We start from the raw sequence: 22,316 nt of genomic DNA on the forward strand, positions 1-22,316 counted from the left end.
ATCTTAATTAATATAATAACTTTTTTCTTCATTACTAAAAAGAACCTTTTCCCCTTAACTTTTCTATGATAAGTTAATAATATTGGATTGTTCCTCGTGCTACATATTAAAATTATGTTGGCCGTAATCAATTCTAAACCATTATTAAAAAAGTTTATTATCTTCAAGTTCTATTTTAGAAAGTTCCTTCCTTGCGTCCTTTTCAAATTTTCCAAATTCTTTTTTATCAATTCTTAATTTTCTTCTTGTATTATCAAGTGCTTCTTGCAAATTAGGCTCAACATATTTTGTTATAAAATCGTTGTAATCAATAATATAATCCAAAAAACGATTTTCAATCTGACTTTTAAATACTTTTTTAAAAGTCATGCTGTGCTCCCCTCGTGTTTCGTGGCCAGTAAAGGGATCTAAATATTTTGGGATATAAGCTATATTCCATGAACAATTAAATAACAAGGGGTTTTTTGTTCTTCCAAATAAATGTGAAATCTGGTAATTACTTAACAGTTCCTTTTCACATTTCTTTTTTGGAGTTTTTATATAGTTTGTTAAACTTGCTATTAGTTTTGTTGGTTCGGTATTATTTGAAGGATCCTTAATCACATTCTCTAATTTAAACAGGAACATATAGAGTGTTATATAATAATTCGTTTTTCTAGCGTCTCGACTATATCCTCGTATAAATACCTCCTTATTATTCAATACGTTATTTTTTAATTTCTCCCATTGTAACATTATTTCATTTTCCTCTATATAGATTATGTCATCCAATCCTAATTTAAAAAAATCCTCTCTATTTATTTTTTCAAATAACTTATTATATGCGTCTCTCATAATTTTAATTTAATTCAATATTACAGATAGTTTTGAAGTTGTTTCCAATCTACTGGAGTTTTTAATATGCTTGTTATTTTTCCATCTGAAGTTTCTAAAGTAATATTAATTCCCTCTTTATCTATAGCGAATTGATTATTTTTATAGTATTTATATTCTAAGATTAAACCTTCTAAGTTTTCAATAATACCTTCATCTAATCTATCTGTATATTCTAAACAACGTAAACCATGGATTGCTGTTTTCACGCCTTCTATAACGACATATATTTCTATTCGATTGTGTATATCATCCCTACTTAGCATTTTAAATTTTTTATCTGGAAACTTACTGAGATATTCTATACCATTCCCTGAATCCAAATAGCACTGCAAATCTATACGAGCTTGAGCATCCGAAGTTTGCTCCGTACCTAAACCCTCATATAGCACGTCTATAATACTATTAAAATGATTAAAAGCTGCAGATCTAGCTACAAGTGGTGAATCATTTTTATACAAAGTACTCGTTTCGGCTATATCCGATTGGGTAGGTACCCTGTCCGAAAGTGCATCATGAATATTCGGTACTTCCCTACGCCAATATTTAGTTTCTACTTGGTAATATATATTTGTATTCATTTCAATTTTTCTATTAAAAGATGTAACTCAATATTCGCCATCTTTGTTCCTTTATTATATTATAAAACAGGAAGATTCCTTTACAACCATTCCATAATATTTTGCACCAAAATAGTACTACGATTTAAATAAGTTTTATCCCTATTCTCTAGACTTAACTTCTTAATCGTTATACTATGGTTTTTCAACACCTTACTAAAAAACGCATCCATATTGGCTATATAATGATCCGATTGTGGAATCTTAGCTTCTTGCACAAACTGCACAAAACGAAATGTAGTTTGTAAAAATGCATATCCATTATTTAAACCAGGTTCTTCACATCTATACATTATCCCTTTGCTTATTTCATTGGCAGAAGTAGCGCATTTATTGATCCCATTATTAACCAATACTCGAAACAATTTCTGATCATTTAATTCGGTTTTAAATGAAAATATTTGAGACAAACCTCTATTTCTATTTTCAAAACCAACAGCACCTTTTGTGCCTTTTGAAAACTGGGTAAGTACATGCATTAAAATGGAAAGTGTGATTAAAGTTTGCCCTCCATCCACAACTTCTAATTGCTTTTTTTCGCGCTTTTTCACAACTATAGTTCCTAAATCAGTAGCCATGGTGCCATGCGCATCTTTAGTTCCCAACTTTTGGTCTTCATGAGATTTTAAAAGCTTTTGCCACAAAGCATCAACTTCAAGTGCATTATAGATATAGACATCTTGGTAAACGGGGAACGAATACCTTTTGTTACCTTTAAAAAGGGAAACTAAATGCAACTGTTTTGTTTCAGAAAAGTAATTACTAATACTATTTATAGAGTTATAATTGGTATTCCTACTTGCTAAAAAATGATGAAGAAACAGCCTATATTTCAGTAATCCAATCCGCATTGCTTCCAATGCCTTAATAGGAATATCTACATCCTTACAAAATCCATTGTGCTCCATTTTATCTAATACCTTCAAAATTATTACCTCAACACCTTGAGGGTTATTACAAATTATTTCATTTTCCAATGCATCCGAAAAATCAAATGGAAACCCATTCTCTAAAGCAAAAATGCTATGTATTTTATTTATTTGGTAACTGTAAAAGGAAGATTTAAAACAAAGGGAATCATTTTGTAAATCTAGCCAATGTGTAAATTCGTCTTGGAGCAAGTATTCATTTTTCATAACAGATATTTTTAATTATAATGCAAACATCGAAACCCACTCCGCCAAATGATGTCGGACTCATAAAAACTTTATAAATTATAGCTAAATAAACTCCAATCACCTTGTTATAAGCAATGGAAATTCTATTTTTGAAGGAAACACCTACTATGGCAGATTATAAAATTCTTAAGCGATTAAATTGTATAGCACAACTAATTAAGGCCAATCCAAACTTTAGTAAAAAGGAGATTATTCATCGATTACGCCAAGATTATGATGTAGACCTTACCGAACGCACTTTCGAGCGAGACAAGAATATATTAGAAGTAGATTTTGGTATTGTAATCACCTATAACCATAAAACGCGGGGCTATACCCTAGAAGAGAATGAAGAAGCTTTAAGCCAATTTTTTAAATTTGCCCAGTTTGCTGCTATGGCAGAACTTTATGAAAACGGATTTAAAGATTATAAGTCCTTTCAAAAATGGGTACTCCCTGAGGACACTACCAACTTCTCTGGAGTACAACATTTCAAAAAATTAATTCAAGCAATAGCCGCAAACCATAAAATATCTTTTCTCAAAGAAAATTACTATGGGGCAACAAACAAGCCATATATCGTTTCCCCACTTTGCTTAAAAGAATATGCCAATCGTTGGTATTTAATTGCAGTAGTAGATGGAGAAAGTGAAATCAAAAATTTCGGAATCGACAGACTCTCACAAATAGAAATTAAAAACATCAAGTCCCTTCAACTGGATGATTTTCAAAAACAATTAAAACAATACGATGATGTAGTTGGTTTAAATTATACCGAATCCAAAAGTAAATCTCCCGAAAAAATTGTAATCAAAGCACATAACAACCAAATTAAGTATTTACGAAGCTTACCAATACACAAATCCCAAATTTGTATCAACGGCATAGATAACCAATGGGGACAAGTCACCTATGTTTTAAAACCAAATTACGAGTTTGAAATACAAATCTTAAAACTAGGTAATATGGTTGAGGTACTAGAACCAATATGGTTTAGAGAGAAAATCAAAAAACATATTAGTGAGATGTATCACTTGTATAAATAACCATTTATATTATTTAAGGCTTACCGCAATCAATAAAATAAAGAAAAATATTTAGACAAGTAAAAGCAAATTATATTGAATTAGAAAATTATTCCCTTTTACGGGAGCTAGCAATGGCAGCTTACCTTAAAGAAAAGGAGAATATTTTAAAATTAGATAATCAATACTTTAGTGAAACTTTGAGGATTGATACGCTAAACAGTTATCAAACAGGTACACATACCTATTTACAATACATTAACTTATCTCTTACCGAACAACTTATCCAGCTGTCTTTCAGAAATATAAAAAACACCATCTTCTGTTTTAAAATAAATATGGAAAGGAATACCACCAAATCCCGTACAAATCACATCCACCTCGCCTAATTTAAAAGACTTTACATATTGTTCATCTTTCTTGTTTTCCTTAATAAAAAAAGTGCTAAGTAATTGATATAAGGATTCTAAATCATTTCCTGTCTCTTCAAAACGAATAATAAAATTCTGTGCTGCTCCAATACCATATTTCAAGGTGTATATTTTAGTCCCATCTACTATCTCTGATCGCAATGAACCATGTGAGGTGTTAAAATTATTAAAATATCCAATAAAAGTTTTCGTTTCTTCCGGAAGAGCAGTTTCGGAAAATTGAGCATTAGTAAGACTAAAGAATAGTAAAAAGGTAAGTTTTAAAAGAGTTTTCATTGGTTTGTGAATGCTTAGTTATTTTATTTATCTATCTGCGAAATTAAAAATTAATTGCAGAAAAAAAAGTGCATTCCTCCTAACATCCCAAAATCTTTTTAATCCAATTTAAAATAATAAATCGCAACAAAATTCATCATTTAATATTATCAATAATAAAATAAAAGAGGAAATTTCCTATATTGTTCTCGCTATTAATTTTTTGAATTCATAAAACCATTTTATTAATTTCTATTAATAACTGTTTTGACACAAACCATCTTTTATACATACTATAATAATGATAAATAGTAGGTTTTACAAAGGCAAAATATAAGCCAGTTTCACAAACAGCTACTTTGTTTTTTTTAAATACTCAAAAAACGAACAGAATACGGAAAACCGTAATAGAAGAAATAAAATAAGAAGTAATTTTAGGAATTTAAAACCAACCGAAAAAATATGGAGTTAATCCAAAAGAACCCTTACCGAATTGCAGGTATTCTTTCAAACGCAACTGAAAGAGAATTACAAAAGCAAAAGACGAAAATAAAAGCCTACTCTAAGGTTGGTAAAGAAATAAATTCTGATTACGATTTTCAAGATTTAGATAGTATTACCAGAACCGAAGATTCTATAAATAAAGCTTTTTCTAATATTGAGCAAAACCAAGATAAAGTAAACTATGCTCTGTTTTGGTTTCTCAAAGCAAACGATATTGATAAAACTGCAATTGAATACTTAAAAAATGGAGACAAAGAAAAAGCAATTGAGATTTGGGAGAAAGTAACTCAAAACAAAGATGTAAATTCTAAGAATTTTTCGGCTTTTAATAATTTGGGAACTTACAGATTATTAAGTCAAAATCGAGAAGAAATCAAAGAAGGAATTGAGGCAAAAATAAAACTTATAGAATCTGAATACTTTGAAAATTTTGTTCATTCTGTTGCAGATGAAACTTTTACGATTGATAATGAAAAACAAATAGAAAAATTGGTTGATGAATTGCTAACGCAATTCAAAAACCAATATTCTAGTTCTGAAACATTACAATTATTCAGTAATTGCAACGGTTCAACTCAAAATTATCTTTCAAAAAAGTTCACAGAAGAACCAGTACACAATATTGAAAGCCAAATTTCCAGAAGTAAAAACAAAAGAAAGGACAACAAAATTGATGCCTACCAATTTGGACTAAATTTAGCTGCAAACTGTAAAGATGACTTAGTAACTCTTCAATCATTACTTGGAATTACTGACTTAAAATATAAAACAATTGCAGACCAATTAGCAAATGAAATAATGCAATGTGGTATTGATTATTTCAACGAAAGTCTAGAAAATGGTTCTAGTGATAACTATTTAGAACAAGCTCAAAAGTTAACAAAAATAGCAGATAGAATTGCTGTTGGTAAATTAACAAAAGATAGAGCAAAAGATAGTCTGGCTTCACTTGCTGATATGAAAGACCGCGAAATAAATCAAGCTATCTCAGTATTGGGTTCCATTAGATTAGCTTATGACAAAGCTATTAGTGAAATTGATGCCCAAGTTTCTTCAATGATAAGGAATATGCCTTACAACCAGAGCATCAATTATTCTAAAGTTAGTAAAATGAAAGCTAGCTGTCTAAATTGGTCTAAAGTTGTTGAACTTGTTAGTAGTGAGATAAGTTTAAGAGACATTGAAATAATAAAAAAATGTTCAAATCGAAACAAGGTTTCGGAATATCAAAATCTAGTAGATTTCTTATTTAGCAAACTTGGACCAATTCAAATAAACCAAGTTAAACATATATGCTATTGGAAAGATGTAAGAGCAGCTCAAGCAAAATCTACAGCAAAAAAAGTTGGTTCAACTATCAGTAGTGCAACTGATAAAGGTTGCTACATTGCAACAATGGCTTATGGAGATTACGACCATCCACAAGTAATGGAATTACGAAATTTCAGAGATGGGTTTTTAAGCAAAACCATAGTTGGAAGACGTTTTATTAAATTATACTACAAATATTCGCCAAGTTTGGTTGAAAAGTTGAAGAACAAACAAAGTATTAACCACATAATCCGAAAAGGATTAGACCAATTTATTAAAGCAATCAAAAAATAATGAAGAAAATTTTACTCATAGCTCTATTTCTAGGAGCATCAAATCTTTTTGCTCAACAGCAACAAGACTCTGTTTTGGTTAAAGAAATACCAACTATAAAAAACAATGTTTTTCAGCAAAGACAAGAAATAAATTCTTTGACAAAAAAACTAAACAATCAACAATACATTCTAAATCAACAAAAAAAGGGTTTAGAAACACTAAACCTAAAATCAGAAAAACAAGAAAGTATCATTGACAGTTTAAATCAATTGATAAAAAACAACAGTCAAAATATTGTAACCAATTCAACAGAATTAGGAACTAAAATTAAACAAACTGGCGAAAACGCAAATTCCAAAATTTCAGAATTAGACAGTAGTTTAGGTAAAAACCGTTTGTATTGGATAATTGCAACGTTAGCAACACTTTTATTGGGTGGTTTGGTTTATTGGTTATTAGGCAAACGCATTAAATCGAGTAAAACAGATGTTGAAACTCAAATAAAGAATACCAAAACCGCTTTAGAAGAAGAAAGCGTGAAATTGGACAACAAGTTGGTAGAAGTCTTAGAAACACAATTGAAATTAAAACAAGAAGAAACCAAAGTACAGCCAACAACTTCAAACGAAAAAGCAGACCATTCATTAGCCTTAAAAGTAGCAGATGAAGTTATAAGAATTCAAAAGAATTTAAGTAGAATGGACGAGAGCACAAAAGGATTAAAACAATTGGGTTCTTCAGTTAAACGTATTCAAGATAACTTTGCAGCTAACGGCTATGAATTAGTTGAAATGCTCGGTAAAGAATATAATGAAGGAATGAAAGTGACTGCGAATTTCACACCTAGTGATGAAATTGAAGAAGGAAAAGAAATTATTACACGAATTATAAAACCACAAGTAAACTTTAAGGGAGCAATGATTCAATCTGCTCAAATAGAAGTTAGTATTGGTGAATAAAAAATATCAAATGGCTAGAACAAAAATTGACTACGGAATTGACTTAGGTACTACAAATTCTGCTATTGCTAGAATGGAAAATGGCGAAGCAACAATAAAAAAAACAGATAGACAAGTTGACACTATGCCTTCTTGTATTTCAATAAATAAGAAGAAGGCAATACAAGTTGGAGAAAGCGCCTTCAATAACCTTAAGAGAGAAAAACTAAAAGCTATGAAGAATTGGCAGGAAGATTCTGCTAATGCTTTTATTGAATTTAAGAGAACAATGGGAAGCGATAAATCCTATTCAAGCTCTAATTTAGTTAAGGAATTAAGTTCAGAAGAGTTATCCGCAGAAGTACTAAAAACTTTAAAATCTTTCGTTACCGACGAAAATGTAAATTCTATCGTAATTACAGTTCCAGCAGCTTTTAAAAACAATCAAAAAGAAGCAACAAGAGAAGCAGCAAAATTAGCAGGTTTTGACCATATTGAATTATTACAAGAACCTGTTGCAGCATCAATGGCTTACGGATTAGATTCTGATAAGAAAGATGGATTTTGGCTTGTTTTCGATTTTGGTGGAGGGACTTTTGATGCAGCACTTTTAAAAGTGGAAGAAGGCATAATGAAGGTTATTGATACCGAAGGAGATAACTATCTTGGTGGTAAAAATTTAGATTTTGCAATTGTAGATGAAATAATATTGCCTTACATACAAGAAAATTTTGCAATTGATTCCATTTTAGCAGACGATTCTAAAAAGCAAATTTTAAGAAATGCAATGAAATTTTATGCAGAAGAAACCAAAATAAAACTTTCATTCAACGATACACACAATATACTTTCAGATTTAGGAGATATTCCTGGAGAAGATGATGAAGGAGAAGAATTTGAATTAGATATTACTGTTACACAAACTGACATATCAAATGCCCTTTCACCAGTTTTTCAAAAAGCAATTGATGTTAGCAAAAACCTTTTAGAAAGAAATAATTTAAAAGGCTCATCTTTAGATTCGTTAATACTTGTTGGTGGACCAACTTTTTCGCCTGTTTTGCGAAAAATGTTAGAAACACAAATTTGTAAACCTGATACAAGTGCAGACCCAATGACAGTAGTTTCAAAAGGTGCTGCATTGTATGCTTCAACAGTTGACGTTTCAGAAGAAGTAAGAGAACAAACAAGAGATAAAACTAAAATTCAGCTAGAAATAGCACATGAATCTTCAACGGTAGAAACAGAAGAATTTGTACCAATCAAAATTTTAGCAGACAAAACAGAAGGCGAAATCCCTGAAAAAGTATTTGCAGAAGTTACTAGAGGAGATAAAGCTTGGTCTAGTGGAAAAATTGAAATAAACACTATTGGCGAAATTGTCGAAATTCAACTAAATGAAGGAAAAACGAATGTTTTTTATGTTGTTTTATATGACGACAAAGGAGATATTTTAGAAAGTGAACCATCTAATTTTAGCGTAATTCAAGGCTCAAAAATTGGAAGTGCTACATTAGCTTATAATGTTGGGATAGAGATAAAAAGTAAATCAACTGGAAAAATAATCTTTACCACAGTTAAGAATTTAGAAAAAAATCAATCTATTCCAGCAATTGGTACGAGGAACGGTTTGAAAACCCAAAAGCAAATTCGGCCAGGAATGGATTCTGATTTTATAAAAATACCAATATATGAAGGAGATCTCAATGCTGAAAGTACAAGAGCTATCTATAACGAACACGTTACAGATATTATAATAAGTGGTTCAGATTTGCCTTCACTTTTACCTGTAAATAGTGATGTAGATTTAACAGTAAATATTGATAGGTCTGAAAAAATCACGGTAACCGCTTATTTTCCATACTTGGATTTTTCATATGAAACTCAAGTCGAAAGCAAAACAAAATCAACAGATACAAATTGGTTAGGTAATGAAATTCGAAAAGCAAAAGGAAGTTTTGTAGAATTAAAGCAAAGTGAGAATTCGAATAATGCGCAACTTCAAAAAATTGAATCTGACTTGCAGGAAATTGAAAAAATGTTTAGTGCTGATAAAGAAGGAAATAAAGACCAAGTATTAAATGAATTAAGAAAGTCATTAAAAGAGATTGACGTATTAAACGAAACAACTGAATGGCCAAAATTAGAAGAGGAACTCAAAGAAGAGTTTTACAGATTAGAAAAAGTAAACAATGATTTAGGAAATGATAAAACCACAGAAGTAGTTAATCAGTTCCGTAACCAATTAGAAGAAGTAATAAGGGTCAAGGATGTAAAACTTGGCACTACCTTATTAGAAGAAATTAATATGTTCTTCTTTAAATTAACCGAAATATATCAGTTTATTGGAATGCTAAGAGATTTTAATGACAATTTTGGCGATTATACTTGGAGTGATTCTAATAGAGCTAGACAATTGGTAAATAAAGGAATTAGTATGATATCTGAAAATCCTGATAAGGAAGAATTGAGACAGATACTAATTTCACTTTACGATATGTTACCAATTTCTGACAGACCAAGTGGAGATGATTCTGTTTTAATCGGCTAAAATTTTATATTATGAAAAGATTTATTTTAACATTATTCTTAGGTCTCATATTTGGTTTTGCTTCTTATGCTCAAAGCTATTTAGGTTACGTAAATAAAACTGTAAACTTCAGAACTGAAGCAAACACAAGCTGTAAAGTTATTTCTTCATTACAGCAAGGAACTGCATTGTTTGTTATATCTAAAGATAAAGTTAACGGCTTTTATCAAGTTTTAGATATTGAAACAAATAAAGAAGGATTCGTTCATTCTAATTTTGTAAAATTAGATAGAATGCTTCCTAAGAATGAAGAAGGTATTTTTACACCAATTGGAAAGACTAGTTCCGAAAAACCTGTTATTAAAATTTACAACAACACAAGTAAAACACTAACATTAAAATTGAATAATGAAATATATTCATTCTCACCACAAGAACGAAAGTCATTAACATTATCTTCTGGTTCATATTCTTACAGAGCTTCTGCACCTGGAGTGTTACCTGACTATGGTACTGAATTGATGAAAAGTAGCTATGAGTATGAATGGAGTTTCTACATTTCAACAACGAAGAATTAAATGATTAACAAACAATACATATTAACCAAAGGACAAAGTATTGCGAATAAATACAAAGTAACCTTCTTTTTAAAAAAAGGAAGTTATGCAGAAACATATCGTGTAAAAGACCAGGAAGGAAAAACAAAATTATTAAAGTTGTTTACCTATTCTAAATTAGATAGAACACAATTTAATGACAATGATGCTGTTTTAGAAATTGAGATTTTAAAACAAATTAAACATCCTAATTCGGTAAAGTATTGTGATAATGGCGAATTGCTTCTAGAAAAACAAAAGTATGCTTTTGTAATTCTCGATTTTATTAGTGGCGAAACTCTAGCTGATAAAATGAAACGAGATAAAACATTTAATCCTTATCATGCAAAAGATATAATTTCAGGCGTATTAAATGGATTGAACTATCTGCATAATCTTGAAAATCCAGTTATTCATAATGATATTACGAACCTAAATATTATGACTGACTTATCAGGTAAAGTTGAAATTCCAAAAATAATTGATTTTGGTTATGCTCGATATTTAAGTCAGTCAAACAAAGATTTTTTAAAAGATGGTTTAAACCCATTTTATCAAGCCAACGAAAATTTCAACAAAGTATTTTCTGTGCAGAGTGATGTGTTTTCAGTTGGTGCTTTATATTATCATTTACTTTTTGGTTTACCACCTTGGTTTGTAGAAATATCAAAATACAAATCCGATAGGATAAAATTAGAAGATGCTATTTTAGAAGAACGAAATAAAACTTTAAAATTTAACGATTCTGATATTAAAATTGACCAACAAACTGTAAATATTATAAGCAAAGCATTACAACCAGATGCAGAAAATCGTTTTAAAAATGTAAAAGAGTTTATTCAAGCTATCAACGGAGAAATAGAAATTAAACAAGTTTCTAATTCAAACGAATCAACCAAGCCCAAATTAAAAAACATAAAAAATGGTCAAGGTTTCAAGGCGATTGCTGGAATGCAAGAACTCAAAGAGACTATACAATTAGATGTAATTGATGCATTAAATGACAAAGAAAAATATGCGGAATATGGTTTAACAATTCCCAACGGAATGTTACTTTATGGTCCACCTGGTTGTGGTAAAACATTTTTTGCAGAAAGAATGGCGGAGGAAATTGGATTTAATTTCTATCAAATAAAACCTTCTGATATTCAGAGTAAATTTGTAAATCAATCACAAGAAAATATTAAAAACCTATTTGATGAAGCTCGCGAAGATGCACCAAGTATTATTTTTATAGACGAATTAGATGCGTTAGTTCCTAATCGTGATAATTCAAGTGTAAATCATATGAATACAAGTGCTGTAAATGAATTTTTAGCTCAAATGAATAATTGTGGAGATGATGGTGTATTTATTATAGGAGCGACAAACAGACCTAATTCGATTGACCCAGCGATTTTAAGAGCAGGTCGTTTAGATAAAGTAATCTATTTACCACCACCAGATTTTGAAGCTCGTGAATTGATGTTTAAATTATATTTAGAAAAAAGACCAAGGGAAATTGGTTTAGACTACTCTACTCTAGCAAAATCTACAGAAAATTACGTTTCAAGTGATATAAAGTTTTTGTGTGATGAAGCATCAAGAAAAGCACTTAAAATGAAATCTAGAATTTCAAAAGAGATTCTAATCGAAACTATTGAACAAAATCGTCCTTCAATTTCTTTAAAAGAATTGAATAGTTATAAATCCATTAAGGCTAAAATGGAAGGCTTAACAGATAATACTAACCAAAGACCAACTATTGGTTTTAAAAACAACTAAAATGGAAACAATAAACTTTGACAAATTATTATTAAAGACTGCGTTTTCTTGTATGGCCTGTGATGGAGATATTGATAAACGAGAAATTAAACTTATTAAAAAATTACATAAGGAAAATAAAACCTTTGGTGATATAGATTTTAATTCTGAAATGGATAATTTATTACTTGCCATAAATAAAGATGGACATCAGTTTTTAAAGCAATATTTCAACGAGCTTACAAGTACAGAATTAACACAGGAGAACGAATTAAAGTTAATTGAAGTCGCAATTGAGACAATTAAAGCGGATAATAAAGTGGAGTACAGCGAAATTAAATTTTTCAAAGTTATTCGCTCAAAATTAAAAATTGAAAATAAAGCAATTCTTGAAAAGCATCCGGACTTTGAAGATTATTTGGAACAAGACATTATAAGCACCTCCTATTTATCAAGACTTCAAGATGATTTCTTTGATACACATATTTCAAATGAATTTGAACTAATAAGCAAAATTGACGATGATACAATGAATAGCTTAAAACAAGATAATGAGAAATAGCACAACAATTATAATAATTGTTTTAGCAATATTGTTCTTTCTGTGCTTATTAAATATGCCTTATGGGTTTTATCAGCTTGTGCGTTTTATAGCATTAATCGGATTTGGAGTATTGATGTATAAGGCTTATGCTGAAAAAAAAAGCACAGAAATGATTATTTATGGTGCACTAGCATTACTCTTTCAACCTTTTTTTAAAATTGCACTTGGCAGGGAAATATGGAACATTGTAGACGTGATAGTCGGCATTGGCCTAATTGGAAGCCTATTTATTAATAGAACAAAAAACGAATCCTAAAAACCATACACATTTACGCTTACCTCTAACATCAAAATCAAGATAGGCAGGTAATAAGGTGTTCATCAGTCGTTCCATTTAGTTCCATAATACATAATCAAAAATGCTTCTATCGTCGCATTTGTGCTTACCATAAATAGCACCACTGCGGCGACACGTCCTCGTTGATACTATTTATTTGTTTTATTACACACATTCACTCCTTCCTCACCCATAGCTACTTTTGTGCCTTAAAATCCAAAACAGTTTTGCGCTATGCGCAAGTGGTAATTATTAAGGCACAACCGCTATTTAATATTATGCGAGCCTGCGGGTCGCTGCGGCCAAAACCCACAGAAATCCTAACAAAAACTGAACCTGTAGTACTTTTAATTCCAATTCACAAATACTATTAATAAGAGTATAATTCAAATCTGTGGGCTACGGGTGTCACATTTTTTGACCATCCCATATTGCAAATAAGATAACCTTGTCCCCGAGAAATCGGGGACCTCATTCTTATAAACCAAATTTTACTTTTAAAGAATAATCCTCATACAAAAGGATTATCCCATTTCGCAAACCATGCAAGAGCAAGGCTTTCATCCGGTCCATGTCATCCCCACTCCATATTTTTTTAAATCACGGATTGGCTAACTACCAGACTCCATAATAAACTCTTGCAAATGTATTACATCTATTAGCTACTAATAGCAAACACAAAAGGAAAACCACCAAACCGCCATTGAAAACTATCCCCTAACCTTCCATGGCCTACTTCAAACCTTGCACTTACCTAAACAGGTATATTCCGGCATACCATCAAAACAAAAACTAACTAGAAGAAAAAAATCAAAAAATGCGCCACCCTTGCGGTAAACCGTTGCTGTTGTACGCACTTTTGCTGCAAAAGCAACGTGCTATTACCACACCAGCCTTGCTAATCTCGCAGTCGGCTCGCGCCTTTTAGATTACCTGCTTATCAGACTATTGTAAATAAATATAAATATTATTATATTTAAGGATGAGTTCAATACTAGACCAACCACCATCTGAAGTAATAGAAAATCTGCAACTTTTAAAAACGGATTTAGATTTAAAGATTCCTTCAAAACAATTAGATAGAAACCTTCTAATTGCAACCTGGAACATAAGGGCATTTGGTAATCTAACACGCAAATGGGATTCCGATGATGATGACTCGCCAAAAAGAGATTTACATGCAATTCTATGCATTGCAGAAATCATAAAACGTTTTGATGTTATAGCTATTCAAGAAGTAAAAGATAACATCCGTGCTTTAAGAGATACGTTAAAAGTACTGGGTTCAAATTGGTCATTAATCCTAACAGATGTAAACAAAGGTAAAGTTGGTAACGGAGAACGAATGGCGTATTTATTTGATACGCGTCGTGTACAACTTTCAGGATTAGCAGGAGAACTAGTAGTGCCTGAAGAATGGGAAGACTCAATTAAAGATAAAGCACTTTCAAATCAATTTGTCAGATCTCCTTATGCAGTAAGTTTCAAGTCAGGAAAACGTACATTCATTTTAGTGACACTTCACATTCTCTATGAGAAAAATAAAAAAAATCGTATTCCGGAATTACGTGGCATTGCAAAATGGCTTAGGGATTGGGCAGATAATGTAAATGCATACCATCAAGATTTTATTGCATTAGGAGATTTCAATATTGATGAGCGTGGTGATTTATTAGATCAAACATTCCTATCGGAAGGATTATATGTACCTACTCAATTACAAAACAACCAGGTAACCAGATCCATTTTCAATAAAACAAAGTACTACGATCAAATAGCTTGGTTCAATAGTCATGATAACGGACCTAAATTATCTATGGAATTTTTAAGTGGTGGCAACTATGATTTTGTAAACGTGGCTTTAAAAAACCGTTTGCTAACTAATAATAGTCTATCCTGGCTTATCTCAGATCATTATCCATTATGGGCAGAATTTAAAGTATAAAAAAGCTCACAAATATAGTTAGCTTCCTGCACCCAACGCCATAATGCTATAAAGCTCAAGCCTAAAGGTTTTGAAAAAAATAATACGCCGAAAAAAAGCGTATTATTTTTTAAACCTACTACTAGGCATATTATTTTGTCCAAAAAGCTTGACAGCATTCCCACGCCACTAGTACTATTGTTTTCTTTTTTTCCTTTTAAAATAATAAGCAAGGGCTTAGTACTAGAAAGGAAGCATTCCGTTAACGGAAAAGTTCTCTTTTATGATTTATTCCGACGCTGAAAAAACTGGTGTATACGTTTAGCAAAAACGGAAACGAGATAACTAACCACAGCACCGAAAGCTGCCATGATAGCAGTTTTAAAAAGATCCTCAGATGTAATTTGAAACCACACGGAAGAAATGGTTCCTCCTAGGATAGAAAAGCGAATATGTGAGAAATGTTGTGTCATTTTATCGGGAACTTGATTCAGGATCTTTTGGATCCTTGTTAGATTTTTTTGTTATCGCATGCTTCGGAATCTCCCTATTTTCATCCATAGTGACTGCTTGACTCACTGCAGTTACAATAGTTCCGGCAACCGTCACATAAGTGGCAACAGTTACTAGGATAGCTGGCAAAGAAATTGGAGCAGCGATGATAGCGCCTCCTGCGGTTGCTAATGCAATACCGATGTTTCGCAAAGTTTTAAAGAACTTAGGCGTTGGTTGTTTATAACGATCTGCTATATTCATAATCTTAAGATTTAATAGTTAATAATACATTTTCGTTTCTGTCAAATGCTTGATAACATAGCGATACCAATTTTTGAAGTAAGGCTTTTGAATCGGTTCCTTTTCCTATTCCGGACAACTGCGTTACCGGTGCAATGCAACCTTGAAGCTCCCGTTTTGCGTTATTCGCTGGATGAATTAATATAAGGCTACGACCTTTTACATCCACGATATGTAAATGATGTCCAAATTTATCCGAATACCTCGCTTTCAGCGCGTATTCACCTTCGGGAATACAAGACACATTTCTTTGGTTATGTAACCAGGGTAATTCAATAGCAAAACCTAAAAATTGACCATTATAGAAGAGCGCACTATTCGTGCCCTCTTCATAATAGGTCCTATGTAATAAAACATCCATTTAAACAGTATCCACATTTGCGACTGAAAGCGCGTTATATGCACCATTTTTCAACGGATACATTTGTCCATTTACCTCTTGATAAAACGCAACACCAACAACTTGTACGACAGGAAGTACCGTGTTTGCAGTAAGAGCAACAGTCAAGTTAATAGCGGCAGTATCCACTCCATCATATGGAAGAATACCTGTTTCTGCACTTTCAAAAACAGAAGCTTCATTTGGAAAGTCCAACTCTGCTCCTCCCATTACAATTTTGTAATGTGTAGTTCCTCCAGGAGCTGCAATTCGTAACGTTGGTGCAAATGGATCTAAGTCCAAAGTAACATCTCCAGTTACACGATCATATGCAACAGCAAATGGTGCAAAAAGTGTTGCTCCTAACTTTCCATTCACATTGAATTCAAAGCCCAACAATGTGCTCATATCCCCATCTTCGATGGTTCTAAGACCACGATCGTGAACGGCATCCGTTTTTGTGACTGCAACTAAGATTTTTGTCAAACGACTTACCACTCGTTTATCTTTTGCATTTTGCAAAAGCACACGAATGGCATTTCGAAATACCTTCCCTCCTTTTCCAGCACGTCCAAACTCCGAACCATTTTCACGAGTTCTCTGAAACGCAGGATCACTTGCAATACGTTTTCCATCAACACCTCCTTTATATCGCGCAAGGTGTCCGTCTGCGCTCTTGTAGAAGGAAATATCTCCGATAGTTCCTTTCAATTTGATAATACCTGTTTGTCTAGCCATAACTTTTAATATTTTGATTATTAAGCAAAAGACAGTAGATTTATAAGAGAAATCAAAAACACCCATACATCCATGCCGATAGATTCGTTTTATGCCATTTAAAGACATATAGACGATTCCCAGATGCAATATGGACCAAGTATGGATAGAGTATAAAATGAGAGTAGTAAGAGCTTGTATATATCCCAAAGACATACAACGTATCACAGGAAGAAGTGAGCGCTACGGTCGTAAGCTCTTAAATGAAATTAAAATCTACTTCGGAAAAAAGTCGCATCAATTTATAACTGCAGAAGAATTCGCAGAATACAGCGGTATTAAAGAAGAGATTGTAAATCAATATTTAGAGGCTGTTTCCTAACTATACCCATACAGGTATAATTATGTAAAAGCACAATGATATCATACCCTAACGGGTATAATATGGAGTAAGGCTTCATAGCATTTGATACGATTTATGTAGGTTTGAATCCATGGTTTTAGTATCTTTACATTAAGATTGAAATGCAAATCAAAGCATTGTAAATCAACCGATATTATCACAAATCGGTTAACAGATTATTACAAGACATTGAAAGCCTTATAAATAAAGGCATAAGTTAATCCGACTGAATCCAGTCGAGGTCACGAAAAAAAGCAAGCTTAATTTAAGCTTGCTTTTTTATTTTACACATTCTATTAAAATAAAAAACCACCAATTTCTTGGTGGTTTTTTTGTTTACTCTATTTTTTAGTTAGTCCATAGAAACTACAATAAACTCACTACGTCTGTTAAGCTGGTGCTCTTCTTCTGTACAAGGCACTCCATCTGAACATCTATTTGTTAACCTTCTTTCACCATAACCATTTCCTGTAAGTCTATTAGCATCTATTAAACCAACTTTAATGATATGTGCAATTGTAGATTTATTTCTTCTTTTAGATAGTGATTCGTTATAACTATAAGGAGCTCTAGAATCGGTATGCGAACGTACATCTATTTTCATATTAGGATATTGTTTCATTACAGCGATTACTTTTTGTAATTCTAAAGCTGCATCTTGTCTAATATTAGATTTATCAAAATCGAAATAGATAATTGGAATATCTAATACTTTGGCTAAATCGGTACCTACTACAATTTCTCTAACTTCTTTAGATAAATTAAGCTCTAAGTCTAATTCTTGTTTTGTACTTGGTGTAGTAAAACGTAATTCATCTGAAGCATAATCTTGCTTTTGAGCACGTACTAAATATTCTTCTTCACAGTCTAAATTAAAACTAAAAGCAGCATCCTCTGAAACTACTAGCCTTTGCATTTCTTTTCCGTCTTTATCAAATAAGATAACGGTAGCTTCTGCTAATAATTCTCTAGAGTTTTTATCTTTAACGATACCTTCAACAATTTGCTCACACTTCGTTTCTTTTGCAGCAAAACTATAAATATCATCATCTCCTTTTCCGTTTAATCTATTTGAAGAGAAAAACCCTTCATTAGTTCCTAAGTTTTCATAGTAACCAAAATCATCTTGCGGACTGTTAATAGGTTTCGCAATATTTTCTACAACTATAGCAGAATTACTTTCGTATTTATTTTCAAAATTTCTAATAACATATACATCTAATCCTCCTAAACCAGGATATCCATTAGATGAAAAGAATAAATCTCCTTTTTCATTAATAAAAGGAAATGTTTCTTGCCCTTCTGTATTTATTTTAGAACCTAAATTTACAGGCTTTCCTAAAGTACCATCTGTATTTATATCTACAACATAAAGATCAGATTCTCCTTGGGTATCTGGCATATCTGAAGCAAAATATAATTTTGTTCCGTACACATTAATAGATGGATGTGCTACACTATATTGATTACTATTAAAATGTACAGACTCAATATCACCCCAAGTTTCGTCATCTTGTAATCTCGCTCTGTATATTTTTAATCTTGTAACATCTTCGCTATCTCTTTTCAGTTTTTTATTGGTATAATTATTACGAGTAAAAAACATTAACTGATCATCTGGTGTAAAAGAAGCTGTAGACTCATGATAAGGTGTATTTACTGTTTCATCATAGTTTTCTACATTAAGATAAGTACCATCTTCTTGTTTTTCTACTGCGTATAAATCTAAGAATGGCTGATTGTTCCATTGATAAATTTTACCATCACCTCTGGAGGAAGCAAATATTAATTTGTTTTTATATTGTGTGGTTCCAAAATCTGAAACTTCAGAATTAAAGTCCATATTAGTTACTTCAAAATCTTTACTAGCTGCTTCAATTTTAGTAAGATAATCTACTTTAGAAGCAAACGCTTTTCCTCTTGAATCATTGGATTTAGAGTCGTTGAATTTTTTCATCCATTTATCAGACTCTTCATAGTTTTCACCATATTTTAATGCTTGTGCATATCTAAAGTAATACTCAGCATCTAAAGGTTCATTTAAAGCCACTAATTCGCCATACCATTTAGCTGCATCTTCCATTTTATTATTAAAATAGAATGAGTTACCAAGTTTTTGGAATAAATCAACAGATTTGTGTCCTTCTTTGGCTACTTCAAGTAAAATTTCACTTGTCTTAACATAGCTAAACTGGTCATAATCTTTATTTGCTTTTTTAATTTTTCCTTTTTGAGCATATCCTGTAGATATAAAGAAACCAAAAAAAGCAATTAATGTAAGTTTATATAATTTCATAATCTTTTATATTAGAAAAATCTAGGGGAAATAATTTTACTATCTTTTTTAAATAATTCAAATCTTAACATAATTTCGTAAGAACCGCTATTGAATTTCGTTTTACCCAGTTCTGTTGTTTCTTTGTCATACCCTAAGCCAATCATTAGTCCTTCCGTAATTTGAAAGCCTGCTAATGCGCTTATTGCTGCACTCCATCTATAAGCAACACCTAAAGTAAGTTTTTCATTTATTAAAAAGTTTGCTGTTACATCTACTTGTAAAGGCGCTCCTTCTACCACTTTACCTAAAAATGCAGGTTTAAATTTTAAATTATCTGATAAATTAAAAACGTAACCTCCAATTAAATAATAATGAATTCTTTCAGTTGCTGTAGATAAAGTTACTTCATCTAAATGTTCTGTTTCCAATAAGTTTGGAGCAGAAAGACCTACATACCATTTATCGGCATGACGATAATACAATCCAACACCTACATTAGGAGAAAATTCGCTGATAGTTCCTGTTGGCAATATAGCATCCGTATTATAACGTTTAAGTTCGTCATAATTAATATTTAATAAATGACCTCCTCCTTTTAAACCAAAAGAGAACCTTCCTTTATCTGAAGTATTAATAGTATATGAAAGATCAATATCAAAATTAGTTTCATGTGTTGGTCCAATGTTATCATTAACAATAGACAGTCCCAAACCTAGTTTTTCACTACTCCCAATAGGAGAATGCACACCTAATGTTTGTGTTTCTGGAGCACCATCTAAGCCTACCCATTGTGTTCTATATAAACCAACAACACTTAATACTTCTCTCGATCCAGCATAAGCAGGATTAATACTCATTGTATTATACATATACTGTGTATACTGAGCTTCTTGCTGCGCAAAACTTTCTAAGCAAAAAGTAGTGCTAATACTAATAACTAATAGTAAGATTTTATTTTTCATTCTAATCTGTTATGTTTATTTTTTAAATGGAGGTAGACCTTAATCTACCTCCTTTTTTAATTCTATCTATGGATATATAAATAACCTGCTTTTTCTTTAGTTTCTCCATTCTTAACATAAGTTACAATGTAGAAATACGTACCTACAGGTAATAATTCATCTTCACTAATAGTAACTCTTCCACTAGATCTACCGCTAAAATACTCGCCATTTTGTCCGTATCCTAAAGCGTCATAAACTAAAACTCCCCATCTGTTATATACTCTTACTTGATTTTCTGGGAATAATTCAATGTTTTCAATTGTAAATACATCATTATCATTATCTCCATTTGGAGTAACAGCATTGAATATTTCAATATCATCATCGGATGCTGTTAATACACCACTATCTACTTCTAGATAATCAGGTAAACCATCTCCATCACTATCAAATGCATCGTAACCAAATCCATCTCCAGGATATTCATCACTAGTTAGAATACCATCATCATCATCGTCGTTATCTAAATAGTCAGGTATATCATCACCATCGGTATCATCATTGGTTGGGTCATTATCTCCTGTTGGATCAACTTCTCCATCTGAAACATCTGTATCTGTATAATCTTCATTAATCGTTAATACACCATCATTGTCATCATCTGGATCATTAAAGTTAGGATCTCCATCTTCATCTGTATCTCCATAACCTATTTCATCTCCATTAGGTATACCATCGCTATCACAATCTAAATCGTTCCAACCTTCTGAAGGAGTAAGCGTTATGCTATCGATATCTAAATCACATTCATCTAAAGGATCTGTACCATCTAAAACTTCCGTTCCATCTAGAACACCATCTCCATCTGTATCTGGATTTTGAGGGTCTGTTCCTGCCGTTTCTTCTTCTTCATTTGTTAAGCCATCATTATCACAGTCTCCTGTTGGTCCGGTAGCAATTGGATCGCATGGATCGTTTGGATCTGAAATACCATCTCCATAATCATTTGGATCTAAATCTGTACTTGGATCATCTAATCCTAACACTTCTTCTCCATCGGTTAAACCATCACCATCTGTATCTGGGTTTTGAGGATCTGTTCCTGTTGCCACTTCTTCTCCATTTGTTAATCCATCACCATCACAATCTTCATTAACTAGTAACGCAGCTGGATCACATGGGTTATTTGGATCTGAAATACCGTCTCCATAATCATTTGGATCTAAATCGGTAGTTGGATCATCTAATCCTAATACTTCTTCTCCATCGGTTAACCATCTATCTGAATCTGGATCTAAAGGATCTGTTCCGTCATCTGTTGTTGGATCACCATCTGGTCCGTCAATCTCTTCTCCGTTTGTTAATCCGTCATTATCACAATCTCCTGCTGGATCAGCTGCGATTGGATCACATGGATTATTAGGATCTGAAAGACCGTCGCCATAATCATTTGGATCTAAATCGGTAGTTGGATCATCTAATCCTAATACTTCTTCTCCATCGGTTAAGCCATCGTCATCTGAATCTGGATCTAAAGGATCCGTTCCGTCATCTGTTGTTGGATCACCATCTGGTCCGTCAATCTCTTCTCCGTTTGTTAATCCGTCATTATCACAATCTCCTGCTGGATCAGCTGCGATTGGATCACATGGATTATTAGGATCTGAAAGACCGTCGCCATAATCATTTGGATCTAAATCGGTAGTTGGATCATCTAATCCTAATACCTCTCTCTT

The 22,316-nt window shown here is 32.1% G+C and carries 20 protein-coding genes; 10 read left to right on the forward strand and 10 right to left on the reverse strand.

The window, feature by feature from the left end; translation table 11 throughout:
- Positions 1-144: 144 nt before the first annotated feature.
- From AMD28_RS18175 to AMD28_RS18185, 3 genes are all read right to left on the reverse strand, one after another.
- Positions 145-834 (reverse strand): hypothetical protein, encoded by a 690-nt coding sequence (locus tag AMD28_RS18175; protein ID WP_055445559.1) that lies wholly within the window; start codon positions 832-834, stop codon positions 145-147.
- A 20-nt stretch (positions 835-854) separates the two neighbouring features.
- Positions 855-1,454 carry a hypothetical protein gene (locus AMD28_RS18180; protein WP_055445560.1) on the reverse strand — a complete coding sequence of 200 codons (600 nt, stop codon included), beginning with the start codon at positions 1,452-1,454 and terminating at the stop codon, positions 855-857.
- A gap of 80 nt (positions 1,455-1,534) precedes the next feature.
- A complete protein-coding gene (locus AMD28_RS18185; protein WP_055445561.1) occupies positions 1,535-2,629 on the reverse strand; it encodes a DUF262 domain-containing protein in 1,095 nt (364 codons plus the stop codon).
- Between the two features lie 116 nt (positions 2,630-2,745).
- Here AMD28_RS18185 and AMD28_RS18190 point away from each other — a divergent pair, with 116 nt between their 5' ends.
- On the forward strand, positions 2,746-3,696 hold the full coding sequence (locus AMD28_RS18190; RefSeq protein ID WP_055445562.1) for a helix-turn-helix transcriptional regulator: 951 nt from the start codon (positions 2,746-2,748) through the stop codon (positions 3,694-3,696).
- Positions 3,697-3,938: 242 nt separating this feature from the next.
- On the opposite strand, the gene AMD28_RS18195 is transcribed toward AMD28_RS18190, so the two are convergent.
- The gene (locus AMD28_RS18195) at positions 3,939-4,382 is read right to left on the reverse strand and encodes a hypothetical protein (RefSeq protein ID WP_055445563.1); all 444 of its coding nucleotides are present in this window, start codon (positions 4,380-4,382) and stop codon (positions 3,939-3,941) included.
- Positions 4,383-4,823: 441 nt separating this feature from the next.
- On the opposite strand from AMD28_RS18195, the gene AMD28_RS18200 reads away from it, so the two are divergent.
- The 8 genes from AMD28_RS18200 (at position 4,824) to AMD28_RS18235 (ending at position 15,085) form a co-directional block, all read left to right on the forward strand.
- Positions 4,824-6,470: a CFI-box-CTERM domain-containing protein gene (locus AMD28_RS18200; protein ID WP_055445564.1), complete on the forward strand. Its 1,647-nt coding sequence runs from the start codon at positions 4,824-4,826 to the stop codon at positions 6,468-6,470.
- Entirely contained in the window at positions 6,470-7,411 is a 942-nt protein-coding gene (locus AMD28_RS18205; RefSeq protein WP_055445565.1) for a hypothetical protein, read from the forward strand. The genes AMD28_RS18200 and AMD28_RS18205 overlap by 1 nt, the downstream gene beginning before the upstream one ends.
- A gap of 10 nt (positions 7,412-7,421) precedes the next feature.
- Positions 7,422-9,941 (forward strand): Hsp70 family protein, encoded by a 2,520-nt coding sequence (locus tag AMD28_RS18210; RefSeq protein ID WP_055445566.1) that lies wholly within the window; start codon positions 7,422-7,424, stop codon positions 9,939-9,941.
- An 11-nt stretch (positions 9,942-9,952) separates the two neighbouring features.
- Positions 9,953-10,498, forward strand: coding sequence for an SH3 domain-containing protein (locus tag AMD28_RS18215; RefSeq protein ID WP_055445567.1), 546 nt, complete (start codon positions 9,953-9,955; stop codon positions 10,496-10,498).
- Positions 10,499-12,280: an AAA family ATPase gene (locus AMD28_RS18220; RefSeq protein ID WP_055445568.1), complete on the forward strand. Its 1,782-nt coding sequence runs from the start codon at positions 10,499-10,501 to the stop codon at positions 12,278-12,280.
- Between the two features lies 1 nt (position 12,281).
- Complete coding sequence (locus AMD28_RS18225; RefSeq protein WP_055445589.1) at positions 12,282-12,821, forward strand: tellurite resistance TerB family protein; 540 nt, start codon at positions 12,282-12,284, stop codon at positions 12,819-12,821.
- Complete coding sequence (locus tag AMD28_RS18230) at positions 12,811-13,119, forward strand: DUF6804 family protein (protein ID WP_055445569.1); 309 nt, start codon at positions 12,811-12,813, stop codon at positions 13,117-13,119. The genes AMD28_RS18225 and AMD28_RS18230 overlap by 11 nt, the downstream gene beginning before the upstream one ends.
- 1,003 nt (positions 13,120-14,122) lie before the next feature.
- Complete coding sequence (locus AMD28_RS18235; protein WP_055445570.1) at positions 14,123-15,085, forward strand: endonuclease/exonuclease/phosphatase family protein; 963 nt, start codon at positions 14,123-14,125, stop codon at positions 15,083-15,085.
- Positions 15,086-15,538: 453 nt separating this feature from the next.
- Here the strand turns inward: AMD28_RS18235 and AMD28_RS18245 are convergent, their stop codons facing one another.
- From AMD28_RS18245 to AMD28_RS18255, 3 genes are read right to left on the reverse strand one after another with little or no spacing between them, the layout of a single operon-like run.
- Positions 15,539-15,769: a hypothetical protein gene (locus AMD28_RS18245; protein WP_338035255.1), complete on the reverse strand. Its 231-nt coding sequence runs from the start codon at positions 15,767-15,769 to the stop codon at positions 15,539-15,541.
- 55 nt (positions 15,770-15,824) lie between these two features.
- Positions 15,825-16,220: a DUF5675 family protein gene (locus AMD28_RS18250; protein ID WP_055445573.1), complete on the reverse strand. Its 396-nt coding sequence runs from the start codon at positions 16,218-16,220 to the stop codon at positions 15,825-15,827.
- Complete coding sequence (locus AMD28_RS18255) at positions 16,221-16,976, reverse strand: hypothetical protein (RefSeq protein WP_055445574.1); 756 nt, start codon at positions 16,974-16,976, stop codon at positions 16,221-16,223. It lies immediately after the preceding gene.
- Positions 16,977-17,133: 157 nt separating this feature from the next.
- On the opposite strand from AMD28_RS18255, the gene AMD28_RS18260 reads away from it, so the two are divergent.
- Complete coding sequence (locus tag AMD28_RS18260; protein WP_055445590.1) at positions 17,134-17,337, forward strand: hypothetical protein; 204 nt, start codon at positions 17,134-17,136, stop codon at positions 17,335-17,337.
- Positions 17,338-17,710: 373 nt separating this feature from the next.
- Here AMD28_RS18260 and AMD28_RS18265 read toward each other — a convergent pair whose 3' ends face one another.
- The 3 genes from AMD28_RS18265 to AMD28_RS18275 all read right to left on the reverse strand — a co-directional run.
- Positions 17,711-19,654 (reverse strand): OmpA family protein, encoded by a 1,944-nt coding sequence (locus tag AMD28_RS18265; protein ID WP_055445575.1) that lies wholly within the window; start codon positions 19,652-19,654, stop codon positions 17,711-17,713.
- An 11-nt stretch (positions 19,655-19,665) separates the two neighbouring features.
- Positions 19,666-20,598 carry a PorP/SprF family type IX secretion system membrane protein gene (locus tag AMD28_RS18270; RefSeq protein WP_055445576.1) on the reverse strand — a complete coding sequence of 311 codons (933 nt, stop codon included), beginning with the start codon at positions 20,596-20,598 and terminating at the stop codon, positions 19,666-19,668.
- A gap of 62 nt (positions 20,599-20,660) precedes the next feature.
- Positions 20,661-22,316 (reverse strand): T9SS type B sorting domain-containing protein (locus tag AMD28_RS18275; protein ID WP_152975649.1); only part of this gene is annotated, 1,656 nt, incomplete at its 5' end.

This window comes from Lacinutrix himadriensis (assembly GCF_001418105.1).
GTDB lineage: Bacteria > Bacteroidota > Bacteroidia > Flavobacteriales > Flavobacteriaceae > Oceanihabitans > Oceanihabitans himadriense.

Coding starts and splice junctions, on each gene's coding strand:
- AMD28_RS18175 (WP_055445559.1), bottom strand. CDS start 834: ATGAGAGACGCATATAATAAGTTATTTGAAAAAATAAATAGAGAGGAT.
- AMD28_RS18215 (WP_055445567.1), top strand. CDS start 9,953: ATGAAAAGATTTATTTTAACATTATTCTTAGGTCTCATATTTGGTTTT.
- AMD28_RS18210 (WP_055445566.1), top strand. CDS start 7,422: ATGGCTAGAACAAAAATTGACTACGGAATTGACTTAGGTACTACAAAT.
- AMD28_RS18185 (WP_055445561.1), bottom strand. CDS start 2,629: ATGAAAAATGAATACTTGCTCCAAGACGAATTTACACATTGGCTAGAT.
- AMD28_RS18255 (WP_055445574.1), bottom strand. CDS start 16,976: ATGGCTAGACAAACAGGTATTATCAAATTGAAAGGAACTATCGGAGAT.
- AMD28_RS18225 (WP_055445589.1), top strand. CDS start 12,282: ATGGAAACAATAAACTTTGACAAATTATTATTAAAGACTGCGTTTTCT.
- AMD28_RS18230 (WP_055445569.1), top strand. CDS start 12,811: ATGAGAAATAGCACAACAATTATAATAATTGTTTTAGCAATATTGTTC.
- AMD28_RS18190 (WP_055445562.1), top strand. CDS start 2,746: ATGGAAATTCTATTTTTGAAGGAAACACCTACTATGGCAGATTATAAA.
- AMD28_RS18200 (WP_055445564.1), top strand. CDS start 4,824: ATGGAGTTAATCCAAAAGAACCCTTACCGAATTGCAGGTATTCTTTCA.
- AMD28_RS18205 (WP_055445565.1), top strand. CDS start 6,470: ATGAAGAAAATTTTACTCATAGCTCTATTTCTAGGAGCATCAAATCTT.
- AMD28_RS18235 (WP_055445570.1), top strand. CDS start 14,123: ATGAGTTCAATACTAGACCAACCACCATCTGAAGTAATAGAAAATCTG.
- AMD28_RS18220 (WP_055445568.1), top strand. CDS start 10,499: ATGATTAACAAACAATACATATTAACCAAAGGACAAAGTATTGCGAAT.
- AMD28_RS18180 (WP_055445560.1), bottom strand. CDS start 1,454: ATGAATACAAATATATATTACCAAGTAGAAACTAAATATTGGCGTAGG.
- AMD28_RS18265 (WP_055445575.1), bottom strand. CDS start 19,654: ATGAAATTATATAAACTTACATTAATTGCTTTTTTTGGTTTCTTTATA.
- AMD28_RS18260 (WP_055445590.1), top strand. CDS start 17,134: ATGAGAGTAGTAAGAGCTTGTATATATCCCAAAGACATACAACGTATC.
- AMD28_RS18270 (WP_055445576.1), bottom strand. CDS start 20,598: ATGAAAAATAAAATCTTACTATTAGTTATTAGTATTAGCACTACTTTT.
- AMD28_RS18250 (WP_055445573.1), bottom strand. CDS start 16,220: ATGGATGTTTTATTACATAGGACCTATTATGAAGAGGGCACGAATAGT.
- AMD28_RS18195 (WP_055445563.1), bottom strand. CDS start 4,382: ATGAAAACTCTTTTAAAACTTACCTTTTTACTATTCTTTAGTCTTACT.